This is a genomic window from Streptomyces sp. NPDC047049, from assembly GCF_040643995.1.
GTDB classification, from domain to species: Bacteria; Actinomycetota; Actinomycetes; order Streptomycetales; family Streptomycetaceae; genus Streptomyces; species Streptomyces mooreae.
The window spans coordinates 26765-49335 of the sequence record NZ_JBEYVM010000018.1; the positions used below are offsets into that span (position 1 = coordinate 26765).

Annotated in this window: 27 protein-coding genes; 16 read left to right on the forward strand and 11 right to left on the reverse strand. The window is 71.4% G+C overall.

Annotated elements, in window-relative coordinates; all coding sequences use genetic code 11:
• Nucleotides 1–145 precede the first annotated feature (145 nt).
• Nucleotides 146–655, reverse strand: coding sequence for a MarR family transcriptional regulator (locus ABZ851_RS29275; protein ID WP_361133671.1), 510 nt, complete (start codon nt 653–655; stop codon nt 146–148).
• Between the two features lie 80 nt (nt 656–735).
• Here ABZ851_RS29275 and ABZ851_RS29280 point away from each other — a divergent pair, with 80 nt between their 5' ends.
• The 8 genes from ABZ851_RS29280 to ABZ851_RS29315 all read left to right on the forward strand — a co-directional run bounded on the left by ABZ851_RS29280 (nt 736) and on the right by ABZ851_RS29315 (nt 7528).
• Nucleotides 736–1905, forward strand: a complete 1170-nt coding sequence (locus tag ABZ851_RS29280; protein WP_361133674.1) for a PP2C family protein-serine/threonine phosphatase — start codon at nt 736–738, stop codon at nt 1903–1905.
• A gap of 302 nt (nt 1906–2207) precedes the next feature.
• Nucleotides 2208–3086, forward strand: a complete 879-nt coding sequence (locus ABZ851_RS29285; protein ID WP_361133676.1) for an STAS domain-containing protein — start codon at nt 2208–2210, stop codon at nt 3084–3086.
• The gene (locus tag ABZ851_RS29290; RefSeq protein ID WP_129293879.1) at nt 3083–3496 is read left to right on the forward strand and encodes an STAS domain-containing protein; all 414 of its coding nucleotides are present in this window, start codon (nt 3083–3085) and stop codon (nt 3494–3496) included. Before ABZ851_RS29285 ends, ABZ851_RS29290 begins: the two co-directional genes overlap by 4 nt.
• A gap of 64 nt (nt 3497–3560) precedes the next feature.
• Nucleotides 3561–3950 carry an anti-sigma regulatory factor gene (locus tag ABZ851_RS29295; protein WP_361133896.1) on the forward strand — a complete coding sequence of 130 codons (390 nt, stop codon included), beginning with the start codon at nt 3561–3563 and terminating at the stop codon, nt 3948–3950.
• Entirely contained in the window at nt 3935–4960 is a 1026-nt protein-coding gene (locus ABZ851_RS29300) for a SpoIIE family protein phosphatase (RefSeq protein WP_361133681.1), read from the forward strand. The genes ABZ851_RS29295 and ABZ851_RS29300 overlap by 16 nt, the downstream gene beginning before the upstream one ends.
• The gene (locus ABZ851_RS29305) at nt 4957–6270 is read left to right on the forward strand and encodes a SpoIIE family protein phosphatase (protein WP_361133684.1); all 1314 of its coding nucleotides are present in this window, start codon (nt 4957–4959) and stop codon (nt 6268–6270) included. The genes ABZ851_RS29300 and ABZ851_RS29305 overlap by 4 nt, the downstream gene beginning before the upstream one ends.
• Before the next feature lie 208 nt (nt 6271–6478).
• A complete protein-coding gene (locus tag ABZ851_RS29310; RefSeq protein WP_336052905.1) occupies nt 6479–6889 on the forward strand; it encodes an ATP-binding protein in 411 nt (136 codons plus the stop codon).
• Nucleotides 6890–7054: 165 nt separating this feature from the next.
• A complete protein-coding gene (locus tag ABZ851_RS29315) occupies nt 7055–7528 on the forward strand; it encodes a MarR family transcriptional regulator (protein ID WP_361133687.1) in 474 nt (157 codons plus the stop codon).
• Between the two features lie 3 nt (nt 7529–7531).
• On the opposite strand, the gene ABZ851_RS29320 is transcribed toward ABZ851_RS29315, so the two are convergent.
• Entirely contained in the window at nt 7532–7852 is a 321-nt protein-coding gene (locus ABZ851_RS29320) for an STAS domain-containing protein (protein WP_361133899.1), read from the reverse strand.
• A 574-nt stretch (nt 7853–8426) separates the two neighbouring features.
• Here ABZ851_RS29320 and ABZ851_RS29325 point away from each other — a divergent pair.
• Nucleotides 8427–9587, forward strand: a complete 1161-nt coding sequence (locus ABZ851_RS29325) for a PP2C family protein-serine/threonine phosphatase (RefSeq protein WP_361133690.1) — start codon at nt 8427–8429, stop codon at nt 9585–9587.
• A 108-nt stretch (nt 9588–9695) separates the two neighbouring features.
• Here the strand turns inward: ABZ851_RS29325 and ABZ851_RS29330 are convergent, their stop codons facing one another.
• Entirely contained in the window at nt 9696–10562 is an 867-nt protein-coding gene (locus ABZ851_RS29330) for an AraC family transcriptional regulator (protein WP_361133902.1), read from the reverse strand.
• Between the two features lie 236 nt (nt 10563–10798).
• Here ABZ851_RS29330 and ABZ851_RS29335 point away from each other — a divergent pair, with 236 nt between their 5' ends.
• The 7 genes from ABZ851_RS29335 to recX all read left to right on the forward strand — a co-directional run bounded on the left by ABZ851_RS29335 (nt 10799) and on the right by recX (nt 15614).
• Complete coding sequence (locus tag ABZ851_RS29335) at nt 10799–10963, forward strand: hypothetical protein (RefSeq protein ID WP_336052897.1); 165 nt, start codon at nt 10799–10801, stop codon at nt 10961–10963.
• Complete coding sequence (locus ABZ851_RS29340; protein ID WP_361133693.1) at nt 10960–11226, forward strand: DUF4190 domain-containing protein; 267 nt, start codon at nt 10960–10962, stop codon at nt 11224–11226. Before ABZ851_RS29335 ends, ABZ851_RS29340 begins: the two co-directional genes overlap by 4 nt.
• 156 nt (nt 11227–11382) lie before the next feature.
• Nucleotides 11383–11553 carry a hydrophobic protein gene (locus ABZ851_RS29345; protein WP_086716166.1) on the forward strand — a complete coding sequence of 57 codons (171 nt, stop codon included), beginning with the start codon at nt 11383–11385 and terminating at the stop codon, nt 11551–11553.
• Between the two features lie 374 nt (nt 11554–11927).
• Nucleotides 11928–12122 carry a DUF3046 domain-containing protein gene (locus ABZ851_RS29350; RefSeq protein WP_336052894.1) on the forward strand — a complete coding sequence of 65 codons (195 nt, stop codon included), beginning with the start codon at nt 11928–11930 and terminating at the stop codon, nt 12120–12122.
• A 195-nt stretch (nt 12123–12317) separates the two neighbouring features.
• On the forward strand, nt 12318–13493 hold the full coding sequence (locus ABZ851_RS29355; RefSeq protein ID WP_361133905.1) for an AI-2E family transporter: 1176 nt from the start codon (nt 12318–12320) through the stop codon (nt 13491–13493).
• A gap of 336 nt (nt 13494–13829) precedes the next feature.
• Nucleotides 13830–14951 carry a recombinase RecA gene (gene recA / locus ABZ851_RS29360; RefSeq protein WP_088800390.1) on the forward strand — a complete coding sequence of 374 codons (1122 nt, stop codon included), beginning with the start codon at nt 13830–13832 and terminating at the stop codon, nt 14949–14951.
• A 6-nt stretch (nt 14952–14957) separates the two neighbouring features.
• Complete coding sequence (gene recX / locus ABZ851_RS29365) at nt 14958–15614, forward strand: recombination regulator RecX (RefSeq protein WP_361133698.1); 657 nt, start codon at nt 14958–14960, stop codon at nt 15612–15614.
• A gap of 98 nt (nt 15615–15712) precedes the next feature.
• Here recX and ABZ851_RS29370 read toward each other — a convergent pair whose 3' ends face one another.
• The 8 genes from ABZ851_RS29370 to ABZ851_RS29405 all read right to left on the reverse strand — a co-directional run bounded on the left by ABZ851_RS29370 (nt 15713) and on the right by ABZ851_RS29405 (nt 22468).
• The gene (locus tag ABZ851_RS29370; protein ID WP_361133701.1) at nt 15713–16090 is read right to left on the reverse strand and encodes a rhodanese-like domain-containing protein; all 378 of its coding nucleotides are present in this window, start codon (nt 16088–16090) and stop codon (nt 15713–15715) included.
• Nucleotides 16087–16629 (reverse strand): cysteine dioxygenase, encoded by a 543-nt coding sequence (locus ABZ851_RS29375; RefSeq protein ID WP_336052889.1) that lies wholly within the window; start codon nt 16627–16629, stop codon nt 16087–16089. Before ABZ851_RS29375 ends, ABZ851_RS29370 begins: the two co-directional genes overlap by 4 nt.
• 78 nt (nt 16630–16707) lie before the next feature.
• Nucleotides 16708–16794 (reverse strand): putative leader peptide, encoded by an 87-nt coding sequence (locus ABZ851_RS29380; protein WP_311624691.1) that lies wholly within the window; start codon nt 16792–16794, stop codon nt 16708–16710.
• Nucleotides 16787–18715 (reverse strand): FAD-dependent monooxygenase, encoded by a 1929-nt coding sequence (locus ABZ851_RS29385; RefSeq protein WP_361133704.1) that lies wholly within the window; start codon nt 18713–18715, stop codon nt 16787–16789. The genes ABZ851_RS29380 and ABZ851_RS29385 overlap by 8 nt, the downstream gene beginning before the upstream one ends.
• A 215-nt stretch (nt 18716–18930) precedes the next feature.
• Complete coding sequence (locus ABZ851_RS29390) at nt 18931–19866, reverse strand: amino acid ABC transporter permease (protein WP_336052886.1); 936 nt, start codon at nt 19864–19866, stop codon at nt 18931–18933.
• Between the two features lie 73 nt (nt 19867–19939).
• Entirely contained in the window at nt 19940–20587 is a 648-nt protein-coding gene (locus ABZ851_RS29395; RefSeq protein WP_336052884.1) for an amino acid ABC transporter permease, read from the reverse strand.
• A gap of 130 nt (nt 20588–20717) precedes the next feature.
• On the reverse strand, nt 20718–21626 hold the full coding sequence (locus tag ABZ851_RS29400; protein ID WP_336052882.1) for a glutamate ABC transporter substrate-binding protein: 909 nt from the start codon (nt 21624–21626) through the stop codon (nt 20718–20720).
• A gap of 56 nt (nt 21627–21682) precedes the next feature.
• Nucleotides 21683–22468: an amino acid ABC transporter ATP-binding protein gene (locus tag ABZ851_RS29405; RefSeq protein ID WP_088800397.1), complete on the reverse strand. Its 786-nt coding sequence runs from the start codon at nt 22466–22468 to the stop codon at nt 21683–21685.
• Nucleotides 22469–22571 lie beyond the last annotated feature (103 nt).

The following is a 22571-nucleotide window of genomic DNA, read 5'->3' on the forward strand; positions in this document are numbered from 1 at the left end:
GGATCTTGCGGCGGCGCCCGCCGGCCCCGGGCCGGCCGCGGGCTGCGGGAGGCACCGCGCAGGCGGTCCGCCGCGTGCCGGGCGTGCAGGTCGTTCCCCGGCGGTGCCAGGCGTCGCGAGCCAGGCGGGACTTTGCGGACAGGCCCTAGGCGCTGTCCGCGACGTCGCCGTCCCGGGGCGCCGCGTCGTCCCGGTCCGCCGCGAGCCGGGCGGACGCCGCGTGGAAGGCCTCCAGGCCCGCCGCGAGCCGGGCGACATCGGCCGGTTCCATACGGTCGAGGGTGGCCGTGACCTCCCGGCTGCGGGCCACGCGGTACTGCTCCAGCAGCACCCGGCCGCGCAGGCTCAGCCGCAGCTCGACCTCCCGCCGGCTGGTCGCGCTGGGCCCCCGCTCCGCGAGGCCCATGGCCTCCAGGCGGTCGCAGAGCCTGCTGACCGCCGGCGGACGCGAGCCGAGCGCTTCGGCGAGGGTGCGCAGATTGGTGCCCTCGCGGCGCTCGATCACCAGCAGCGCGCGCAGCTGGGACAGCGAGACCTCCGCCGAGCGTGCCGCTTCCTGCCCGCGGCCCCACAGCACCTCGAGCAACTCGGCCGCGGCAAGCGCCGCCGCGCTCGCGCGCTCGTGGGAATGGGGCCGACCGGTGAAACGGGACACACGAACACTCTGTCACCCTGTGCGTGCCCTTGTCAGACCGACCCTGCCCTTGGACCTGGACGAAGGGTGTCCGCGAAACCATGACCCAACGCCTCGAAGTGGAGACGGCACTGCGCGCCGCGGCGCCGCATGCCCTGGTCGACGCCCTGCGCGACGTCCTCACCACCGCCTACCGGGCCACCGCGGTGCGGCTGCTGCTGACGGACTACGGCGGGACGGTGCTCAGATCGTGCGACGGCTCGGGGGGCGGTGCGGGCTCGCTGTCCGTCTTCGGCAGCCCGGAGGGGCGGGCGCTGGGCAGTCAGGAACCCCGGGAGCAGCAGGTGGCGCACGGGGACGCCGTCGAGCACCATCTGCCGGTGACGGTGCGTGGCGACCGTATCGGCATCCTGACGGTGCGGCTCCCGCACGAGGGCTCCACACCGGAGGTCGTCGACGACCTCCGGTACGTGGCGGACCTGCTCGGGCGCGAGATCCTGGTCGCCGAGCGCGACACGGACGTCTACCAGCGGGCCCGCAGGGTCAGCCGCCTCACCCTGGCCGCCGAGATGCAGTGGCAGCTGCTGCCCGCCCGCGCGTACCGCGACGCGCGGTTCGCCCTCGGGGCGCAGCTGGAGCCCGCGTACGCCGTGCACGGTGACAACTTCGACTGGGCCGTGGACGCCGACGAGCTGACCTTCACCGTCACCAACGGGATGGGTGAGGGCATCGAAGCCTCGCTCCTCACCAACCTCGCCGTCAACGCCCTGCGCAACGCCCGTCGGGCCGGTGTCGGACTCGCGGACCAGGCGGCACTGGCCGACCAGGCCGTCCACGACCACTACGGGGGCGCGGCCCATGTGTCCACGCTGCTGCTGCGCGTCGAGCTCGCGACGGGCCGGGTGGAAGCCATCGACGCGGGCTCGCCGCAGATGTGGCGGATGCGGGGGAAGTCGGTCGAGCGCATCGCTCTCGACGCCCAGCTGCCCCTGGGCATGTTCGAGGAGTCCCACTACACCCCGCAGGAGTTCACCCTCGCCCCGGGAGACCGCCTGATCTTCGTCAGCGACGGCGTGTACGAGACGCTTTCGCCGCGGGGGGAGACGTACGCCGAGCACGCGCTCTCGCGCGCCATTCACGCCACGAGTCTGCTGCCGGCCGCCATGGTGCCCCGTGAGGTCCTGCGTGATGTGGCCGATTACCGTGAGGCGGAGTCCTTGGATGACGCCTTGGTGCTGTGTCTTGACTGGGTCGGCGACGGTCACTGCTGAACGGAGATCATTACTGTCCCTGTGCGGGAGCGCGGCCGGCCGTCAGGCACTGCGGTGACCGGCGTCGTGCCTGGACAGGAGGTCGCCGGCGCCCCGGGAGGGCCGACCGCAAGGATTCGGCTGCCCGGCCGCTCGCGGCCGCCGGTGGGTGAAGAGCGCGCCCGCGGGTACCGGCCCTTGATCGTGCTCGCTAACATTTGCCGGGCGACAACTGTTATCGGTGTGCGGACCGGCCCGCCGCAACCGCAGGGCGAACCGGCCCGAGGCAGCCACCAGGGCCGGCCGACCGAAAGGACGATGAGTTGGGATCCGCTGAGGTTGCCGCACGCGAGCGCGTCGTGAGCGTGCTGCGCGAAGAGGCCGATGAGATCTCGGACCGTTGGGTGGAGTTGCAGCTGGCGCAGCCGACGCTGGACGGGGAGGTGAGCGAGGCGGAGCTCGGCGAGGAGGCCGATGCCCTGCTCGGCGCCCTGCTCTCCGGCCTGGACCGCGGTCTGCCGGTGGAACACGTGGTCACCTCCCACGAGGAGATCCATCAAGCCGTGTCCGAGATCTCCCTGCGGCGCGCCCGCCGGGGCGTCTCGCCCACCGCGACGTCGCTGGCCGTGATGTCGCTGAAGGAGGCCCTGCTGAAGGCCGTTCAGCGGCACACCCGTGACGGTGAGGGCCTTTTCCACAGTGCGGTGCTGATCAACCGCCTCCTGGACAGCGCCGGGGCACTCACCTTCGAGATCTTCGTGGAGGGCCGGGAAGAGATCATCCGCCGGCAGAGCCAGCAGCTGCTGGAGGTGTCCACCCCGGTCGTCAGGCTGTGGCGCCAGGTGCTGGCCGTCCCGCTGATCGGCACGCTCGACACCGCACGCACCCAGGTGGTGATGGAGAACGTGCTCCAGGCCATCCAGGAGCACGAGGCGCTGGTCGCCATCATCGACATCACCGGCGTCCCCACCGTCGACACCGCCGTCGCCCAGCATCTGATGCACACGGTCAACGCGGTGCGTCTCATGGGAGCGGACTGCATCATCAGCGGCATCCGGCCGCCGATCGCCCAGACCATCGCCCAGCTCGGCATCGACCTGTCGACGATCATGACCCGGGCCACCCTGGCCGACGCCCTGGGAGAAGCCGTGAAACTCACCGACGCCGCTCCGTCGAAGTCCGCCCCCCTGGCGCAGCGGTGAATGTTCCCGCCTCGGCCGGTGTGCCGATTCTGCGGCTGGGCGACGTCCTGGTCACCGGGCTCCTCAACGAGCTCGACGACAAGACGGCCGTGGCGTTCACCGAAGAGCTCACCGCGCGCATCACCGGTGACCGGGCGCGCGGGGTCCTCATCGACATTTCCCGGCTGGAAATCGTCGATTCCTTCGTGGCCCGTACTTTGATGGAGCTGACCACCATGGCACGCCTGCTGGGTGCCCGGGTGATCGTCGCCGGGATGCGGCCGCCGGTCGCCATCACCCTGGTCGAGCTGGGGCTGCAGCTGACCGGGGTGGAAACGGCACTGAACGCCGAGCACGGCATGGCCGCGCTGGGATGGCATCAGAGCCTGCAGCCTTCCGAAGGGGTGCTGCGTGAGTTCGGCACGGAATAGTGATCACGCGGTGGGCCTCGCCACGGCCGCTCGACACGTCCCCGGCGCGGAGGGCAGCACATCGGTGCACCAGGTGCGGACCGAAGAAGACCTGCTGACCGTCCGCCACGCCGTACGGGCGGCCACCGTGCAGGCCGGTTTCAGCATCGTCGACCAGACACGGGTGGTCACCGCCGCCAGTGAGCTGGCACGCAATGCCTACATCCACGGCGGAGGGGGCACCGTGACCATCGACTGCCTGATGTCTCCCGACACCGCCGGAGTCCGGCTGACGATCACCGATGACGGTCCCGGCATCGCGGACGTCGGCGCCGCACTGACCGACGGCTTCACCACCGGCGCCGGGCTCGGCCACGGTCTGGGCGGCGCCCGGCGGCTGATGAACGACTTCGAACTCCACTCGGCTCCGGGACAGGGCACGACCGTGATCGTCACGCGATGGGCGAGTCGTTGACGCTCCCCTGCCCCCGGCCGACGGCACACATCGCCGTGGACCACTACAGCGCCGTGCATCTGGCCGCCGAAACCGCCCGGGCGGTCGCCGGGCAGTGCGCGCTGCCGGGAGCGCTGCCCGACCGGGCCGCGGTCATCGCCTCGGAACTGGCCAGCAATCTGGCCAATCATGCGACCAACGGTGCGCTGTTCATCCAGTCCCTGCCTCTCGGCGGCGGCATGGAGATCGTCGCCGCGGACCACGGCCCCGGCATCGGCGAACTGCACCAGTGCCTCACCGACGGCTACTCCACCGGCACCACCCTCGGCGCCGGCCTGGGAGCCGTGAAGCGGATAGCCACCACCCTCACCATCCGTACGGCGCCGGGGGACGGAACCCTCGTCAGCGCCCGCCTCACCGCCCCCGACGAGACCGCGTCGGCCGACCAGGAAGCAGGTGCCATCTGCGTACCGGCAGAGCGTGAACAGACCAGCGGCGACGGGTGCGCCCTCGCCGATCACGACTCCGCGCGCACCGCACTCGTCGTGGACGGCCTCGGCCACGGACCGCACGCCGCCGAGGCCGCCCAGGTGGCGCTGCGGTCCTTCCACCGGGGACCGGACGCGCCCCTGCCCGAAATCCTCACCGGCCTGCACCGGGCGCTGCGCCGCACCCGCGGGGCGGCCGTCGGCCTGCTGCGCCTGCACCCCGAACGGGCGGAGTACTGCGGCGTCGGCAACGTACGCGTCGTGACGCTGACCGCGCTCGGCCCGGGGCAACGGCTCAGCGGTCAGCCGGGAATCGCCGGACTGAACATGACGCCACCGCAGGTGCGGGCCTTCCCCGTACCGCCCGGCGGCACCGTACTGCTCCACTCCGACGGCGTCGACCACCGCTGGGCGCAGGCACCCTCGGCCTTCGTGCGCCGCCTGCCCCCGTCCCTGCTCGCCGCGTCCCTCGTCCACAGTCACCGCCTCCCCCGCGACGATGCGACCGTGCTCGCCGCCCGTCCCCGTCAGAGACTTCCGTGACCCCCCATACCTTCCACGACCTGCCGGCCCTCCGCAGCGCCGTACGGCGGATCTGCGAAGCGCACCGGCTTCCCTCCCGGACCGGAGGGCGCCTGGTGCGCTCCGTCGCACAGGTGGCCGGCGCCGCCCTGCGCGCCGGCGGCCCCGTCCGCCTCGAAGCCGCCGAGCGGACCGCTCCGGGCGGCACCGCCCTGCTGGCCGTCACGCTGCACGCCGCACCGACGCCGGCCCCGCCGGACTGGGCCGACCTGCCGCTGCCGGGCCAGGCCACGCCCGATGGCCAGGTCGCCTGGCACCTGCCCCTCGGCGAGGGGCAGGACGGGCCCGCCCCCCTTGCCGCCGCGCCCGGCACGGTGCCAGGCCAGGCAGGGACGCGCGGGGCGGCGACCGCCGAGGCGTACGAGGCACGGATCGCGGCGCTCGAAGGTGATCTCGCCGCGGCCCTCTCCCGGGCGGACACCCTCTCCACCGAGCTGCACCGCCTCAAGGACGAACTCGCCGAGACCAACAGCGGGGTGCTCGCCCTCTACGTCCAGCTGGAGGAGCGGGACGAACAGCTGCGGCGGGCCCACGGCCAGACCCTGCGGGAGCTGGAGGACGCGCTGCGTCCCTCGCCGATCGGCGTGGAGGGCCTGGAGTTCGCCGTCCACTACGAGCCGGCCGGCACCGATGCGCCCACGGGGGGCGACTTCTACGACTGGCTCAGCCTGCCCGACGGCACCGTGCACATCACCGTCGTCGATGCGCTGGGACACGGTGTGCGCAGTACCCGCAGCGCGCTCAACGTCACCCACGCCGTGCGCACCCTGGCGCTCGAAGGCCACCCGCTCGAATCCATCGTCGCCCGTACCCACGACATCCTGGCCCCGTTCGACCCCGAGATCATGGCGACGGTGCTGCTCGCCCGTATCCATCCCGACACCGGTGAACTCCGCCTGGCCAACGGCAGTCATCCGCCGGCCCTGCTGTTGCGGGCCGACGGAACCTCCGACTATCTGGAGGTCCGCGGCCGGGGCATCGGGTTCCCGCTGCCGGGCAGCGAGGCCGTACGGCGTGAAACCCTGCACGAGGGCGACCTCCTGGTGCTCTACACCGACGGCCTGACCGAGAGCCGGCGCGACCCCATCGAGGGCGAGGCGCGATTGGTCAAGAGCGCCCGGGCCCACGCCCGCCGGCCGGTGGACGAGATCCCCGGCGCCGTGGCGGAGGACATGCACACCGTCATCCTGCACTCCGACGACACCCTCGCCCTTGCCGTCCGCCGGGCCCGGCGGGACACCTCGCGGGCGGGGGCACAGGCACAGACCTGACCGGCCCGGCCCCTGCTGCTCCCACCGGCCGCCGGGGGGCCGGGCGCAGCCGCCCACTCGCGTCCCCGGGTGTCCGGCCGCGCCGCCCACCGGCACGCCAAGTTCCCCGTTCCGCAAGGGTTCTGCTGGGTACACGCCTCACGAACACCTGATGACGCTTGCTGCACACCAGCCGAACGAGGCGTTCCACTGACCGGGGTGAAAGCTTGTGCACCATCCTCTTGCGACGGACGACCCCTCAACTCCGCCCGCCCGGGACCTTTGCAGTCCCCGAACGGCGGCAGATGCCCGCGACTTCGCCAGGAGCTTCGCCGGCCTGCTCCATCCGCCGCCCCCTGCCCGGACCACCCAGAACCTGCTCCTGCTGGTGTCCGAACTCGTCACCAACGCGCTGCGCCACGCGGGTGCCGTCACGGCGCTGCGGCTCACCGCCGAGCAGGACACCATCCGGATATGCGTCGAGGACGCCAGTCCCGCTCGCCCGACGGAGCGCAGTCCCGACCTGACCGGCCGCGACGGCGGCTTCGGGTGGCCCGTGGTGTGCGCCCTGGCCCGCGAGGTCACCGTCAGACCCCGGCCCGGCGGCGGCAAGATCGTGCAGGCCGCTCTCGCACGCTGAGGACGGCCCCGGCACCGGGCCGCTGACGTGTCCGGGCCGGGTGATCCCGGGAGAAGCGGGCAGGGCACAGGGACCGTGCGCCTGCCACCGCTCCTCGGGCGCCGCCGAGCCCTGCCCGCAGGGCGCACCGCATCTGTCGTCGGACCGTGGGAACGGGATGCGTCCATGCAACGCCACAGCGCCGAAGGGACGGCGAAGACCCTGCGCCAGGCCGCGGAACAACTGGCCGCCGCCGGTGAGGCGATCACCGCCCTGATGCGGGACGCGGCCGACCCGGTGGAACCGCGGCTCTCCCCGGGCGGCCTGAGAGTGCTGTCCGTCGTCTCGGTGTGTCCCGGGCGGAACCTGACCACGGTGGCCGCCGCCGTGGGGCTGGGGCTGCCGCGCGCCAGCCGGGTCTGTGCCGCACTGGAGTCCGCCGGCCTGCTGCTCCGCCGCCCGGCGGCCGCCGACCGGCGCGAGATCGGACTGCGGCTGAGCCCTGAGGGCGAGGCGTTCCTGGAGCGCTTCCGGGCGACCCGGGTGGACCGGATGGCGGCGGTGCTGCGCCGGATGCCGACGGACGAACGGGGCGCGCTGGTCGCGGCGTTGGGCGAGCTGGCCGTCGCCGTCGCCGCCGTCGGTTCCGAACGGAGCTGAGGTTCAGGCGTCGAGCGCCACGCGGACGGACCCGTACAGCGGCAGCACCGTGTCGAGTCCGGTGAGCGTGAAGAGCCGTTCCAGAACGGCGGAGGGGGCCGCGAGGCGCAGCGCCGGGCCCAGCGCCTCGTGCGCCTGGATCAGGACGTTGACCGTCGTCGAATCCGCGAACGAGACGTCCGACAGATCGATGACGACCGGGCCGGCGCCGTCCTGCGCCAGTTGCTGCAAGGTGGCGTCGAGCGGCGCGACGGTGTCCAGGTCGAACGGCCCGGCGACGGTGAGGATCACCGCCCCCCGCTCCTGTCGTGTGCCGATACGCAGGGGCCGGCCGCCATGGGGCTGGGACAGCACGATGAACCTCGCTGTAGGGGGCTGACGCTTCGTGAGTGGACAGGTCCTCGGGGTGCGGCACCGCCAAGGATAGAATTCATAGTTGCCGTTTGACAACATTCGCCATAAGGCAACAATCTGTTCCCGATACCTGGCAAGACGGCCGCGCCCGGCGCGGCTTGGGGACGAGAAGCGGCCTGAGACCCGCTACGTGCTGTCAGACACACGAGCGTGGCCGCCGACGACGCGTGGGCCGTCACCCTCATCTGCGAAGGGGGGAGGAGGCCGCCGCGTGGAACGCTCTGCGTCCCGCCGCACGGTGGGCGACGGCCGCCGATTCCCTGTGCCCGAGAACCGCGGCGGACACCCGTGCGCGCGCTGCCGCGTCTCTTCGGGCCGGGGCCCTGCCCGGCGGCCCGGAGGCGGTGAGGGCGCCCGCGCCCGCGCGCTCGCGGGCAGGCGGCGAACCAGTGAAACGGGACACCCGATCACTCTGTCATCCGGCGCGGTCCCCAGCCAGCCCCCGCCTTTGCGTCGTCCGTGGACGAAGAATGCCTGAGAGACCGTGACTCAACGCTGTGATGTGGAACGAGCACTGCGGGCATCGGCCCCGCACGCTCTGGTGGACACGCTCCGTGCGGTCCTCACCGAATCGTACGGAGCCCTCTGTGTGCAGTTGTTGCTCGCCGACTACGGGGCAACGGCGCTCACCCCCTTCGGTGCGCCGGCCATGCCGGGCGCGTCGATCCCGGTGGCGAACAGCGTCGAGGGCAGGGTGTTCGGGAGCCAGGAGCCCCGCCGGCAGGTCCGGCAGGGCGAGGTGGTCGAACACCACCTGCCGGTGTCGGTCCGCGGGGAGCGCACCGGCATCCTCACCGTGCGGCTGCCCGTCGAGCGGTCCGTCCCGCGCACCGTCGACGACCTGGTGTACGCGGCGGAACTGCTCGGCCACGAACTCCTGGTGGCCGAGCGCGACACCGATGTCTACCAGCGGGCCCGGCGCATCAGCCGGCTCACGCTGGCCGCCGAGATGCAGTGGCAGCTGCTGCCGGCCCGGGCCTGTTCCGCCGCCGAGTACGCCATCGGGGCCCAGTTGGAGCCGGCCTATGCCATCCACGGCGACAACTACGACTGGGCCTCGGACGCCCACGAGCTGACCCTCTCCGTCACCGACGGCATGGGCACGGGCGTCAACGCGTCGCTGCTCACCCACCTCGCCGTCAACGCGCTGCGCAACGCGCGCCGGGCCGGCATCGGCATCGCGGACCAGGCGGCACTGGCCGATCAGGCCCTCTACGCCCAGTACCGCGGCAGCGTGTACGTCTCCAGCCTGCTGCTGCGGTTCGACCTCATGACCGGGCGGGTGCAGGCGGTGGACGCGGGATCGCCGCAGCTGTGGCGGATGCGGGGGAAGACGGTCGAACTCATCGACCTCGACCCGCAGATGCCGCTCGGCATGTTCGAGGAGACCCAGTACGTGGCGAAGGAGTTCGAGGTCCTGCCCGGAGACCGGCTCCTCATCGTCAGCGACGGGGTGTACGCGGCGCTCTCGCCCCAGGGGGAGGCGTACGCCCAGCGAGCCCTGGCCCGCGCCCTGCACGCCAGCATGCTGCTGCCCGCCGCCACCGTGCCCCGCGCCGTGCTCCGTCACCTGTCCGAGTTCCGCGCCGCGGAACCCCTGGATGACTCCTTGGTGTTGTGCGTCGACTGGTTCGGCAAACCGTAGGGCGGTGGGGCTCCCGGGTGCGCGGGAGTTCGGCGCGGCACGGCGGCCCGGGCTCGTTCCCGGACCGCCGTGCCGTGGTGCCGTGCTGTCGTGCCGCCGTGGCACCGCTCAGGCGGCGGACCGCTCCACCGGGATCCACAGCTCCGCCTCCGCCTGCGCCCCGTCCGGTGAAAGGCGGGTGCGCAGGATCTCCGGCCCCTGCCTGCTCCGGTACGGGTTCGACGGGAACCACTGGGTGAACACGTCCCGCCACAGGAACTGCAGCGCCTGCGGGAACGGGCCGGAGCTCTCGAAGACGGCCCACATCCCCGCCGGGACGGGGAGGGCATCCATGTCCCCGGGCACCTCGGCGCAGGTCACCACGCCGTGGTAGTAGTCCAGTTCGGACCCCTCCGCCCGGCTCGCATCGAGCTGGTCGCTCACCGCGATGATTCCCTCCGGCTCCTGGTCGGACAGCGCCGTGAGGCGCTGCAACGTCTCGGGGCCGATGCCCCGGATGAACTCGGCGATCGCCGGGTTGACCCCCACGTGCACCAGCGGGACGCGGGCCTTCTTGCCGACCACACGGAACCCTTCCTTCTCCACGATCCGGTATCGCATGCTGCTGCTCCCCTCCACGATGAGACGGAAGGACATCCGAGGCTGGGAGCGCAGCGCCGCACCGGTCCGCCGGGCCTCACCCGGGCCGACCCCGTGCATACCGCGGAACGCCCGGGCAAAGGCCTCTCCCGAGCCGTAGCCGTAGCGCATCGCGACGTCCAGCAGTGTCCGCTCACCGGCGAGCACCTCGGCGCCCGCCACGGTCAGCCGCCGGCGCCGGATGTACTCCGACAGCGGGATGCCCGCCAGCGCCGAGAACAGCCGGCGGAAGTGGTACTCCGACGTCACCGCCATGTGCGCGAGACGGGCCACGTCGATCTCCCGGTCGAGCTGCGACTCGATGTGTTCCATGGCCTGGTTCAGCCGCTCCAGCACCTCGGTCTCCTTCCCTTTCGGCACTCACGTTAGGAAGCGGCCGGGCCGCCGGACCCGACATCCTGTGCCCGGTGCGATCGGGTCCGGGAGTGGTGCTGCCGCGGATCGTCCGGAACCGACCCGGTGAGATGCGGCCGGTCCGGGTACGCGGGCCAAAGCGGCACCGCAAAGGCGCAGTTGAAGCCCCGTGAGGGCTCGCCGCTTCCTTGCCGTCCCACCCACGGGAAAGGTGCATCATGCTCTTCCTGGTCGTAGCGCTCTTCCTCTTCGGTGTGCTGATGGGGACCGCGGGGCACGTCCCCGTGCCCGTCACCGTTGTCGCCGCCCTCGCCATCGTGGCCTGGCTGGTGGTCTTCTTCGCCAAGGAACGCCGTAAGGCGGCGAAGGGGGGCGGCCGATGACCTCCGCCCGGATCCCCGTCAGGACCGGACCGCACCCCCAGGCCGACCGGATGGCCGTCGCCGCGTTCGTCTGCGGTCTGCTGGGGGCCCTGGCGTTCAACATCGTGCTCGGCCCGTGCGCGCTGTTCTTCGGTGCCGCGGCCCTCTGCCGGGGAACCGTCCGCCTTCTCCGCGCCTATCTGGGCCTGGCGTTTGGCGTCCTCGACCTCCTGCTGCTCGTGGTGCTGTCCTCCCGGAGCGGGACCCTCAGCTGGCACCTTTAGGGCCTCCGGGCTCCGGGCCGCCGACGAAATGGATCTTTCAGAGGAACAATTCCTGATGCCCCGGGAACCGGCTAAGAAACACATAAGTTCGGGAGGTTGGGGGGGAATTCCGCGGGGCACACGATGCCTCACACGATGCCTCGGAGGTTGATGATTATGGTCCCCCTGCTTCTCGTACTTCTTCTCGCGCTTCTTCTCTTCGGTGCCGGATTCGCCTTGAAGGCCCTGTGGATCGTGGCGGTCATCGTGCTCGCCGTGTGGCTGCTGGGGTTCGTGCTGCGTTCCGCGGGTGCCGGGGGTAAGCGCGGCCGGTGGTATCGCTGGTGAATTCATGGCACGACATGCTTGTCCTGCGAGTGGGGGCCGGACTTCGGAGTCCGGCCCCCACCCGCGTGCGCGGGCACCTCTTCCCGGCGGCCGGGAAAGACTCGAAGGGTCCGTCCGGATTATCAGGGAGGCGCGAAAGCGGCCTTCTCCCCGGGGCCGGAATTCGAGAATGCGGTGACTTTTCTCGCACCTCGGGATTCCTCGGCCGGGGGTCCCGGGGCTTGCCGGCCCGGGGCCGGGTCCGGGTTCGCGCCCGGACATCCCGCGCTGGGCCTTACTCTGCGTATATCCCCGCGCGGGCGTGCGGGGCATGCGAAGGCGTGCGGGCAGAACACGCGGCGGCCACGGGTCACAGCGGGTACGGAGCGGAACTCATGCGGTTGACGATCTTCTGGCAGCGGATGGCGGAGCACTTCGGTGCGGCGTATGCCGACTCCTTCGCGCGCGATCATGTGATGGCGGACCTCGGCGGCCGGACCGTTCATGAGGCGCTGGACGCGGGGTGGAGCGCCAAAGAGGTGTGGCGGGTGGTCTGCTCGGTGATGGACGTGCCGCCCGAAAAGCGCTGAGAAGGGCCGGGCGCGAGGCTCTGACCTGGGAACGAGCGAGCCCGGCGGCCGGGCGCCGCGGGGCTGAGGCACGGGCTGGGCCCCGGGGTGCCGCAGCGGTGCGCGACACTTGGCTCCGTGCCCGAGTCAGATGAGATCATCAGCAACGACATCCCACGCCCCGAAGGCCGGTCCGAGGACCGGTCCGATGCGCGGATGCCGCGCTGGCTGCCGCGTGCCATGGTGCTGGCGCTCGCTCTGGTGGCCTGTTTCCAGCTCGCCACCTGGGGATTCCACCAGCTGATCACCCTGCTGCTGAATGTGCTGATCGCGTTCTTCCTCGCGCTGGCCGTCGAACCGGCCGTCGACTGGATGGCGGCCCGGGGCATGCGGCGCGGACTGGCCACGGGCCTGGTGTTCGTGAGCATCCTCGTCGCCGCGGCCGGGTTCTTCGCGCTCCTGGGCTCCATGCTGGCCGGCCAGATAGCCAACATGGTGGAGGAGTTCCCGCAGTATCTGGACTCCGTCATCAGCTGGATCAACAGCACCCTGCACACCCACCTCTCGCGGGTCGAGGTGCAGAACAACCTGCTGAAGTCCGACTGGCTGCAGAAGTACGTCCAGGACAGTGCCAACAACGTCCTGGCCGTCTCCGCGACGGTGCTGGGCAGCCTGTTCAACCTGCTGACGGTGGCCCTGTTCTCGTTCTACTTCGCCGCCGACGGCCCCCGGCTGCGGCGCGCCCTGTGCTCCGTGCTCCCGCCGCACCGCCAGACGGAGGTGCTGCGCGCCTGGGAGATCGCCGTCGCCAAGACCGGCGGTTACCTCTACTCCCGCGGCCTGATGGCGCTGATCTCCGGTGGCACGCACTACGTCCTGCTGCAGGTCCTGGAGGTGCCCTACGCCCCGGCACTGGCCATCTGGGTGGGGCTGGTCTCCCAGTTCATCCCGACCATAGGCACCTACCTCGCGGGCGCCCTGCCCATCCTGATCGCGTTCACCGTCGACCCCTGGTACGCCCTGTGGGTCTTCGGGTTCGTCGTGACCTACCAGCAGTTCGAGAACTACCTCCTGCAGCCGCGGATCACCGCCAAGACCGTGGACATCCACCCCGCCGTCGCCTTCGGCTCGGTCGTCGCCGGCACGGCCCTGATGGGCGCGGTGGGCGCACTGATCGCGATCCCGGCCACGGCGACGCTGCAGGCGTTCCTCGGTGCGTACGTCAAGCGGTACGAGGTCACCGACGACCTGCGGGTCCACGGCAGGCGCCGGCGCGGTGCCGGCGTGCTGGCCCGCTTCCGGCGGACCCTGCACGACGAGCAGCCCTCGGCCCCGCTGGAGGACCGGAAGGCGGACGGCGGTGTCCGGGAGGACGGCGAAGGCGTCCGCTGACCCGTGCGGGGCCGGGCCCCGGGGCGCACTGCGCACCGCGCGCGGCCGGGAGGCCATGGGCGGTCGGGCTGCTGCTCACGGCCGGGAGGCCTCGGGGGCTGCGGCGCGCGGCCGGGAGTGGAGCGCCGGTGCCGGTCCGGCAACCCGTCGACGACGCGCGCCGGTACCGCTTGACACCAAAATCGAACATCCATTCTCATGGGAGATCCGGCCTGTGTCCTCGGGCTTTTCCGGGGAGTTATCCACAGGCCGGAGCCGGGTCCGGGCGCATTGTCAGTGGCAGGCGTTAGCGTCATGGACGTGAAGCGATCGACTCAAGCAAATCGGGTGGAACCCATGGCAGGCACCGACCGCGAGAAGGCGCTGGACGCCGCGCTCGCACAGATTGAACGGCAATTCGGCAAGGGCGCCGTGATGCGCATGGGGGAGCGGTCGAAGGAGCCCATCGAGGTCATCCCCACCGGATCCACCGCGCTCGACGTCGCGCTCGGCGTCGGCGGCCTCCCCCGCGGCCGCGTCATCGAGGTCTACGGCCCGGAGTCCTCCGGTAAGACGACCCTGACCCTGCACGCCGTCGCGAACGCCCAGAAGGCCGGCGGCTCCGTCGCGTTCATCGACGCCGAGCACGCCCTTGACCCCGAGTACGCCAAGAAGCTCGGCGTGGACACCGACTCCCTCATCCTGTCCCAGCCGGACAACGGCGAGCAGGCCCTGGAGATCACGGACATGCTGGTCCGCTCCGGCGCACTCGACCTCATCGTGATCGACTCCGTCGCCGCCCTGGTGCCGCGGGCCGAGATCGAGGGTGAGATGGGCGACTCCCACGTCGGCCTCCAGGCCCGGCTGATGAGCCAGGCGCTGCGCAAGATCACCAGCGCGCTCAACCAGTCCAAGACCACCGCGATCTTCATCAACCAGCTCCGCGAGAAGATCGGCGTGATGTTCGGCTCGCCGGAGACCACCACCGGTGGACGTGCGCTGAAGTTCTACGCCTCGGTGCGTCTCGACATCCGCCGCATCGAAACCCTCAAGGACGGCACGGACGCGGTCGGCAACCGCACCCGCGTCAAGGTCGTCAAGAACAAGGTCTCCCCGCCCTTCAAGCAGGCCGAGTTCGACATCCTCTACGGCCAGGGCATCAGCCGTGAGGGCGGCCTGATCGACATGGGCGTGGAGCACGGCTTCATCCGCAAGTCCGGCGCTTGGTACACCTACGAAGGCGACCAGCTCGGCCAGGGCAAGGAAAACGCCCGTAACTTCCTCAAGGACAACCCGGATCTCGCCAACGAGATCGAGAAGAAGATCAAGGAAAAGCTCGGCATCGGCGTGCAGCCGCAGGACCCGGCGGCGGAGCCCGGCGCGGACGCCGCGGTGGCGGCGGGCGAACCGGCGGTCGCAGCTCCGGCACCGGCGGCCAAGGGTGCCAAGGGTTCCAAGGCCGCCGCGGCCAAGAGCTAGCCCGCCATGACGCGGCGAACGGAATGGCCGGGCAGCGAGGACGACACCAGCACCGCTGCCGGCGACGCCGAGACCCGTCAGGGGCGCAAGGGCCGTCATGGCCGGGAGAGCAGCGGTGGGCCCGAGGCGTCGAGGGCCGGGTCGGGACCACCGCGTACACCTGAGGAGCAGGCACGGGCGATCTGCCTGCGCCTGCTCACCGGGAGCCCTCGTACGCGCAAGCAGCTCGGGGACGCCCTGCACCAGCGGGGCATCCCCGAGGAGGCGGCGGAGGAAGTCCTCTCCCGCTTCGAGGACGTCGGACTGATCGATGACGCGGCCTTCGCCGACGCCTGGGTGGAGTCCCGCCATCACGGGCGCGGCCTGGCCCGCCGCGCCCTGGCCCGTGAACTGCGCACCAAGGGTGTGGACTCCGCCCTCATCGATGTGGCCGTCGGCCGCCTCGACTCCGAACAGGAGGAGGCCACCGCCCGCGAGCTGGTCGACCGCAAACTGCGCTCCACCCGAGGCCTGGACCGCGAGAAGCGCCTGCGCCGTCTGGCCGGAATGCTGGCCCGCAAGGGGTACCCCGAAGGGTTCGCCCTCCGGGTGGTCAGGCAGGCCCTGGAGGAAGAAGGCGAGGACCCGGCACTCCTGGAGGAGCACTGTCTGCCGGACACATGAGCAGAACAAGCCGAGGCCATGGGGTGGGGGAGGGAAGGGGAGGGGCGGGGGAGCGAGAAAGGCGGCGAAGGAGCCACAGCCCCCTCGCCCCCCCCGTCTCACCCCACCGGCAACCCGGCCCCCCGCCAAGCCTGGAACCCGCCCTCCAGGTCGGTCGCCCGGTGCAGGCCCAGCTCGCGCAGGGAGAGTGCCGCGAGGCTCGAGGCGTAGCCCTCGTTGCAGACGACCACGACCGGCAGGGCGTGATGGGTCGCTTCCGGGGCGCGGTGCTCGCCCGTCGGGTCGAGCCGCCACTCCAGCTCGTTGCGCTCCACGATCAGCGCGCGCGGGATGAGGCCGTCGCGCTCCCTCAGCTTTGCGTAGCGGATGTCCACCAGCAGCCCGCCGGCCTCCTGGACGGCGGCGGCCTCCCGCGGACCCACCCGGTGCCCCAGCTCGCGCCGGGCACGGGCCAGCAGCTCGTCGACCGCGCTCATGTCCACTCCTCGGGCTGCTCGACCGCTTCGAGCCGCAGCAGTGGCCCGGTGCGGCTGTAGCGGCGCATCAACGGCAGCGGCGGGTAGTAGGCGTGTACCGACACCGCGTGGTTCCGGGGGGACAGGTTGAGCACCTGGTGGACATGGTGCGGGCCGAACGCCCGGCCGCGGCCGCCGCTGAGCTTGCGCTCCCGGTCCACGTCGTCGGCGAGCTCCAGCGTCTTCCAGCCCTCGGTGGGGAGCTGAGCGGTGAGCGACTGTTCCGTCAGCTCGCCGGCGGCCGTCGCGAAGGCGCCGTGCGAGCCGCCGTGGTCGTGCCAGCCGGTACCGGTGCCGGGCGGCCAGCCGATCAGCCAGGCCTCGCTGCCGCCCGGCCCGTCCAGCCGGATCCAGGTACGGCCTTCGGGGTCGAGCGGGAGCGAAGCGATGAGCTCCGGGTCCGCGGCGGTGCGGTGGGCGAAGTCGAGAAGTTCACGGGCGCTGGGCCCACCGTCATGGCCGGTGGCACGCGGGCGCGCAGGGGTACGTACGTCGGGCACGGAAACCGTCCTGGGTGATCGCGAAGAGGCGCGGCTGCCGGGAGGGGGCAGGCGGCCGCGCGGGGAAGGAGCTGCGGATCAACAGGACGGACGACACATGCAGCCCGCATAGCGGAGCAGGTCGAGATGGACCCTCCGCCAGAATCGCGAGCTGTGATCAGTCATCCTCGAAGTGAAGCATGGACGTTCGCGCAGGGTCAACCGCGGAAGTCCGGCTCTCCGCGGCTCCGTCCGCCCCGTGCTCACCCTTCCCGGCACCACCCTCCCCGGCACCACTCGCCCCGGCTGAACCCTCCCCGGCTGCACCCTCGCCGGGCTCTCCCGCCCCGTCTCCCCCCTGCCCGGCTCCGCCGTCCCGGGCCACCCCCAAGTCGCCGGTTCCCCCGGGCCGCCGGGCCCGCCCCGGCTCCGCGTCCTGCCCGTACGCCCTGCCCCGTACCGCGTCCGCACAGGCGGCCATCTCGGCCGGGCGGACCCCCGACAGCGTGGTAACCAGATGTCCGTCCGGCCGTACGAGCAGCACGGTGTGCGCGGCCGCACCCGGGTAGGCCTCGGTGACCAGGATCTCGGCGGCCATCGGCAGCGCGTCGACCGCCTCGGCCAACCGGGGCATCAGACCCGCCGACTGCCAGTGCCGCCGGTCCCAGACACCGGTACCGGGTGCCACCAGCACCACCAGAAGACCCTGCCCGAGCCGGTCGCGCAGCCGGACCACCGAGCCGTCGGACGCGGTCACCGGCACATCCGTGACGGCCGCGCCGGGAAGCGTCTCGACGACGGGGCCGGTCACGGGCGGCGCGAGCGGGGTGCGGGCGTACACCGGCGGCGCGCCCAGCGGGCCGCGGCTCAGATGACCATCGGTGAGCAGGGTGCTGCGGCCGCGCACCGCACCCGGGAGCACGGTCCGCCAGCGGGCCGAGCGGCCGTCGCGCAGCAGCGGCAGCGCCTGGTCCGCGGCGCGCAGCCGGGCCGCGACCGCGCCCCGGCGCTCGGCCTGGTAGCTGTCGAGCAGTACCTCACCGGCGCCGTGATGCCAGGCCAGGCCCAGCTTCCAGGCGAGGTTTTCGGCGTCCCGCAGCCCCTCGTCCAGGCCCTGGGTGCCGAGGGCGCCCAGCAGATGGGCGGCGTCCCCGGCGAGGAACGCACGGTCTTGGCGCCAGCGCCGGGCCAGCCGGTGGTGGACGGTGTGCACCCCGGTGTCGAGGAGTTCGTACGGCGGGACCAGCCGGCCGTGGCCGCGCCCCCGTGCGGGCGCCGCGCCGCCGTCCGCGCCGGTTGCGCCGTCCACGTCTGCCGGGGGGTCGGTGGTCCAGCCGGCCAGCGAGTCGCGGATCCGGGCGACCAGGGCGTCCGGTGTGACCAGTTCGCGCCCCGGTGGCAGCAGCCAGTCCAGCCGCCAGATGCCGTCGGGCAGCGGGCGGGCGGACACCTCGCTGCCCGGTCCGCCGCCGTGCCGGGGCGGCGAACGGTGCAGCAGCGCCTCGCCGGGCCAGGGGAGCTCGCAGCGCAGCGCGGCGACCGCGTGCCGTTCCACCGCCGTACGGCCCGGGAAGCGGATGTCCAGCAGCTTGCGGACGGTCGAGCGGGGGCCGTCGCAGCCGACCAGGTAACTCCCGCGCCACCACGTCCCGTTGGTGCCGCGGGTGTGGGCGCTGACGCCCTGCTCGTCCTGTTCGAGACCGGCGAGCCGGCTGCCGGTGACGATCTCGGCGAGCTTTTCGCGGGCGAGTGCGGCGCGCAGCGCGCGGGTGAGGGCATGCTGCGGCAGATGGACCGGGGAAACGGCGGTGGCGGGGGCGGCGCCGTCCGGGGCCGGTGAGGCGAAGGCGATGCGTTCCAGCAGGCGCCGGCGGCGCATCGTGCGCCAGGCCGTCCACCGGGTGCCGTCGCTCTCCAGGGTGTCGGCACAGCCGAGCCGGCCGACGAAGGCGGCGGTGTCCTGGTGGAGCACGGCGGTGCGGGCGGGCCGGGTGTCCTCCTGGCCGGTGGTCTCGTCGAGGACGACGCTCGGCACGCCGAGGCGGGCGAGGGCGAGGGAGAGGGAGAGGCCGACCGGGCCGGCGCCGACCACGATCACCGGGTCCACGGCGCAGCTCCCCGGGGCCGCTGGTACGTACGGGACAGGCGGAAACTGGCAGTTGGAGCCCGGTGCGTGATCACACAGAGTATGCAACCCACTGCGGCCGCTCGCGTCAAGTGACGGAGGCGGTGGCAGCGGTGCCACCGCCTCCGGACGGTCTCCTCTCAGCCGCGCGGGGCCGGCGCGCCGTCAGGACGGCGCGGGGGCGCGGCGGCCGCAGCTCAGTCCTGCGGGGCCGCCGGCTTGTCCGGTACCGCGTCGGCCACCTCCATCGCGTCGCCGGCCGCCACCGGCTCGCCGGCCGCGGCCACCTTGATGCCGGTCCTGGCCCGGCTGCCGCGCCGCTCGATCCAGTTGGCGAGGGAGGACAGTGCCAGGCACATCGCGACGTAGATGGCACCGGTCACGATGATGAACGGCACATAGGTGTCATTGCCGTTGACGAGGATGTTGGTGCTCATCTGGCGGGCGGTGAAGAGCAGTTCCTCGAAGGTGATGATGTAGCCCAGCGAGGTGTCCTTCAGGGTCACCACGAGCTGGCTGATGATCGTCGGGAGCATCGCACGGACGGCCTGCGGGAGCAGCACCGTCGTCATGACCTGGGTCTTGGTCATACCGAGTGCGTAGGCGGCCTCACGCTGTCCCGCGGGGACGGCGTTGACGCCGGCCCGGAGCACCTCGGCCTGGACCGAGCCGTTGTAGACCGTCAGCCCGATGACCAGTGCCCAGAACTGCGGCCCGTCGTCGCCGAGGCCGAGGGCTTCGCGGTTGGTCAGCAGCGCCACCCACAGCGCGTAGATCGTGATCAGCAGCGGGACGGCGCGGAAGAGCTCGATGAAGCCGGTCGCCAGCCAGCGGACCGGCTTGTGGTCCGACAGCCGCGCCACCGCGAGCAGCACGCCCAGGACCAGCGACAGCACCGCCGCGACCGCGAAGACCTGCAGTGTCGTCAGGACGCCGTCGCGGATGTTGGTCCGCACTCCGGCGTTGTTGAAGATGTTCCACACCTCGGGTTCGAGCTGCCCCTTGGTGTTGAGCCGGACCACGGCGAACACGAGCAGTCCCAGCATCGCGAGCGCACCGCAGACGCCGTAGATGCGGTTGCGTGTCCTTGCCTTCGGCCCGGGTACGTCGTAGAGAACGCTGGCGCCGCTCATGCCCTTACCTCACTAGTTTCCGCCCCGCCTGCGCGCGGCACCCACGTCGTCCCGTCCGGCCTCCCGCGCCCGTTCACCGCACGACCCCCATCCGGCGCTCCAGCACCCGGAAGGTGCCGCTGATGGCGAAGGTGATGACGAGGTAGGCGAGCGCCGTCCACAGGAAGATCCAGGCGATCGCGTACCCCTTGTCGTTGAGCAGCTTGGAGAGGTTGAACAGCTCGCCGTACCCGAACGCTCCGGCGATGGCGGAGTTCTTCGTCAGCGCGATGAAGATGCTGCTGAGCGGTGCCAGCACGGTGCGCGTGGCCTGGGGGAGCACTATCTCGCGCAGCGTCTGGGAGAACGTCATGCCGATGCTGCGCGCGGCCTCCGCCTGGCCCAGCGGCACGGTGTTGATGCCGGACCGCACCGCCTCGCAGACGAAGGAGGAGGTGTAGAAGCCGAGGGCCAGGGTGGCCAGGACGTACGGGCTGGCGCCGCGGAAGAGCACCTGAGGGACGACGAAGAACGCGACCAGGAAGAGCAGCGTCAGCGGGGTGTTGCGCAGCACCGTGACCCAGGCCGTGCCGAAGGCGCGCAGCGGCGGGACCGGAGACACCCGGAAGCCGGCTATGGCAACGCCGAGGACCAGGGCGAGCAGCGCGCTGGACGCGGTGATCGCCAGGGTTCCGAGGAACCCGTCCCGGAACTCGGGCAGGTAATCGAGGAGTACGTTCATGGGGTCTCCGCGGTAGCGGTCGGGTCGACGGCGGGATGGGGATCAAAGGGGGGCGGCGCGGAAGACACCGCGCCCCGTACACCCGCCGCGGCGGGCGTACGGGGCGGCGCGGTCCGGTGGGCGGGGTGCCTCAGTCGCGCGGAAGCGGGGTCTGGGGGGCCTTGAAGGGCGAACCCGACTTGCCGAGCGTGGCCTTGTAGGCCTTCTCGTAGTCGCCGTTCTTGATGTGGTTCTCCAGCGCCTCGGTGATGGCGGTGCGCAGGGCCTTGTCGTCCTTGCGCATACCGACGCCGTAGGGCTCCTTGGTGAACGGCTTGCCGACGACCCGGAGCTGGCTGGGGCGCTGTGCCGCGTAGCCCTGCAGGATCGCGTCGTCGGTGGTGACCGCCTGCACCTGGCCGTCCACGAGGTTCTTGACGCAGTCCGAGTACTTCGACTGCTCGCTGGTGTCCGCGCCGTACTTCGGCTTCTTGATCTCCTGCAGCGGAGTCGAGCCGACGATCGAGCAGACCTTCTTGCCCTTGAGGGATTCCGGGCCGGTGATGGACTTGTCGTCCCTGCGCACCAGGAGGTCCGCGCCGGCCGTGTAGTACGGGCCCGCGAAGCCGACCTGCTTCTTGCGCTCGTCGTTGATCGTGTAGGTACCGACGTAGTAGTCGACCTGGCCGCGGGAGATGGTCGTCTCACGGACGTTGGAGTCGATCGTCTTGTACTCGATCTGCTTCTCGGAGAAGCCCAGGTCGGCGGCGACCATCTTGGCGATCTCGATGTCGAAGCCGGAGTATTTGCCGGCGGTGTCCTTGAAGCCCAGGAACGGCTGGTCGGCCTTCACGCCGATGACGATCTTCTTGGCCTTCTGGGCCTTCTTCAGCACCGGGGAGTCGGTCTTCGGGGCCGAGGCGACCTTGTAAGTGCCGCTGTAGACCTCTCCGCCGGCCGGCTTGTCGCCCGCCGTGCCCTTCTCCCCGCCGCACGCAGTAGCCGTGGCCGCCAGCGCGAGCACCACCGCACCGGCCGCAGCCGTCTGACGAATCCTCATGGTGAACATCCTTTGGTTCAGCAAGTGTTGGCAATGACGGTGGCCCGACTGCGGCCTCAGTGGTGGAGGATCTTCGACAGGAAGTCCTTGGCGCGGTCGCTGCGCGGGTTGTTGAAGAACTGGTTCGGCTCGGCCTCTTCGACGATGCGGCCGTCCGCCATGAAGACGACCCGGTTCGCCGCGGAGCGCGCGAACCCCATCTCATGGGTGACCACGATCATCGTCATGCCGTCCCGGGCGAGCTGCTGCATCACGTCCAGCACCTCGTTGATCATTTCCGGGTCGAGCGCGGACGTCGGCTCGTCGAACAGCATCACCTTCGGGTCCATCGCCAGCGCCCGGGCGATCGCCACCCGCTGCTGCTGACCGCCGGAGAGCTGTGCGGGGTACTTGTCCGCCTGGGTGCCGACGCCGACCCGGTCGAGCAGGGTACGGGCCTTCGCCATGGCGTCGGCCTTGTCCGTTTTGCGGACCTTGGTCTGCCCCAGCATCACGTTCTCGAGCACCGTCTTGTGCGCGAAGAGATTGAAGGACTGGAAGACCATGCCCACGTCGGCGCGCAGCCGGGCCAGCTCCCGTCCCTCCTGCGGCAACGGCTTCCCGTCGATCGTGATGCTGCCGCTGTCTATGGTCTCCAGGCGGTTGATCGTGCGGCAGAGCGTCGACTTGCCCGAGCCCGAAGGCCCGATCACGACGACGACCTCGCCGCGGTGGATCGTCAGGTCGATGTCCTGGAGCACGTGCAGCGCGCCGAAGTGCTTGTTCACGTTGTCCAGCACGACCAGCCGGTCCGCTGCCGGCGCGGGACCCTCGGCGTTCTTGGTCACCGATACTTCGCTCATCGGCGTGTAGCTCCGTCCTCCTCGGTTGGGAGGACAGTAATGACGCCCTGCGACCAGCGTCATTACTTCTGAGGGGAACTTGAGGATAACGATCCGGCCGCAA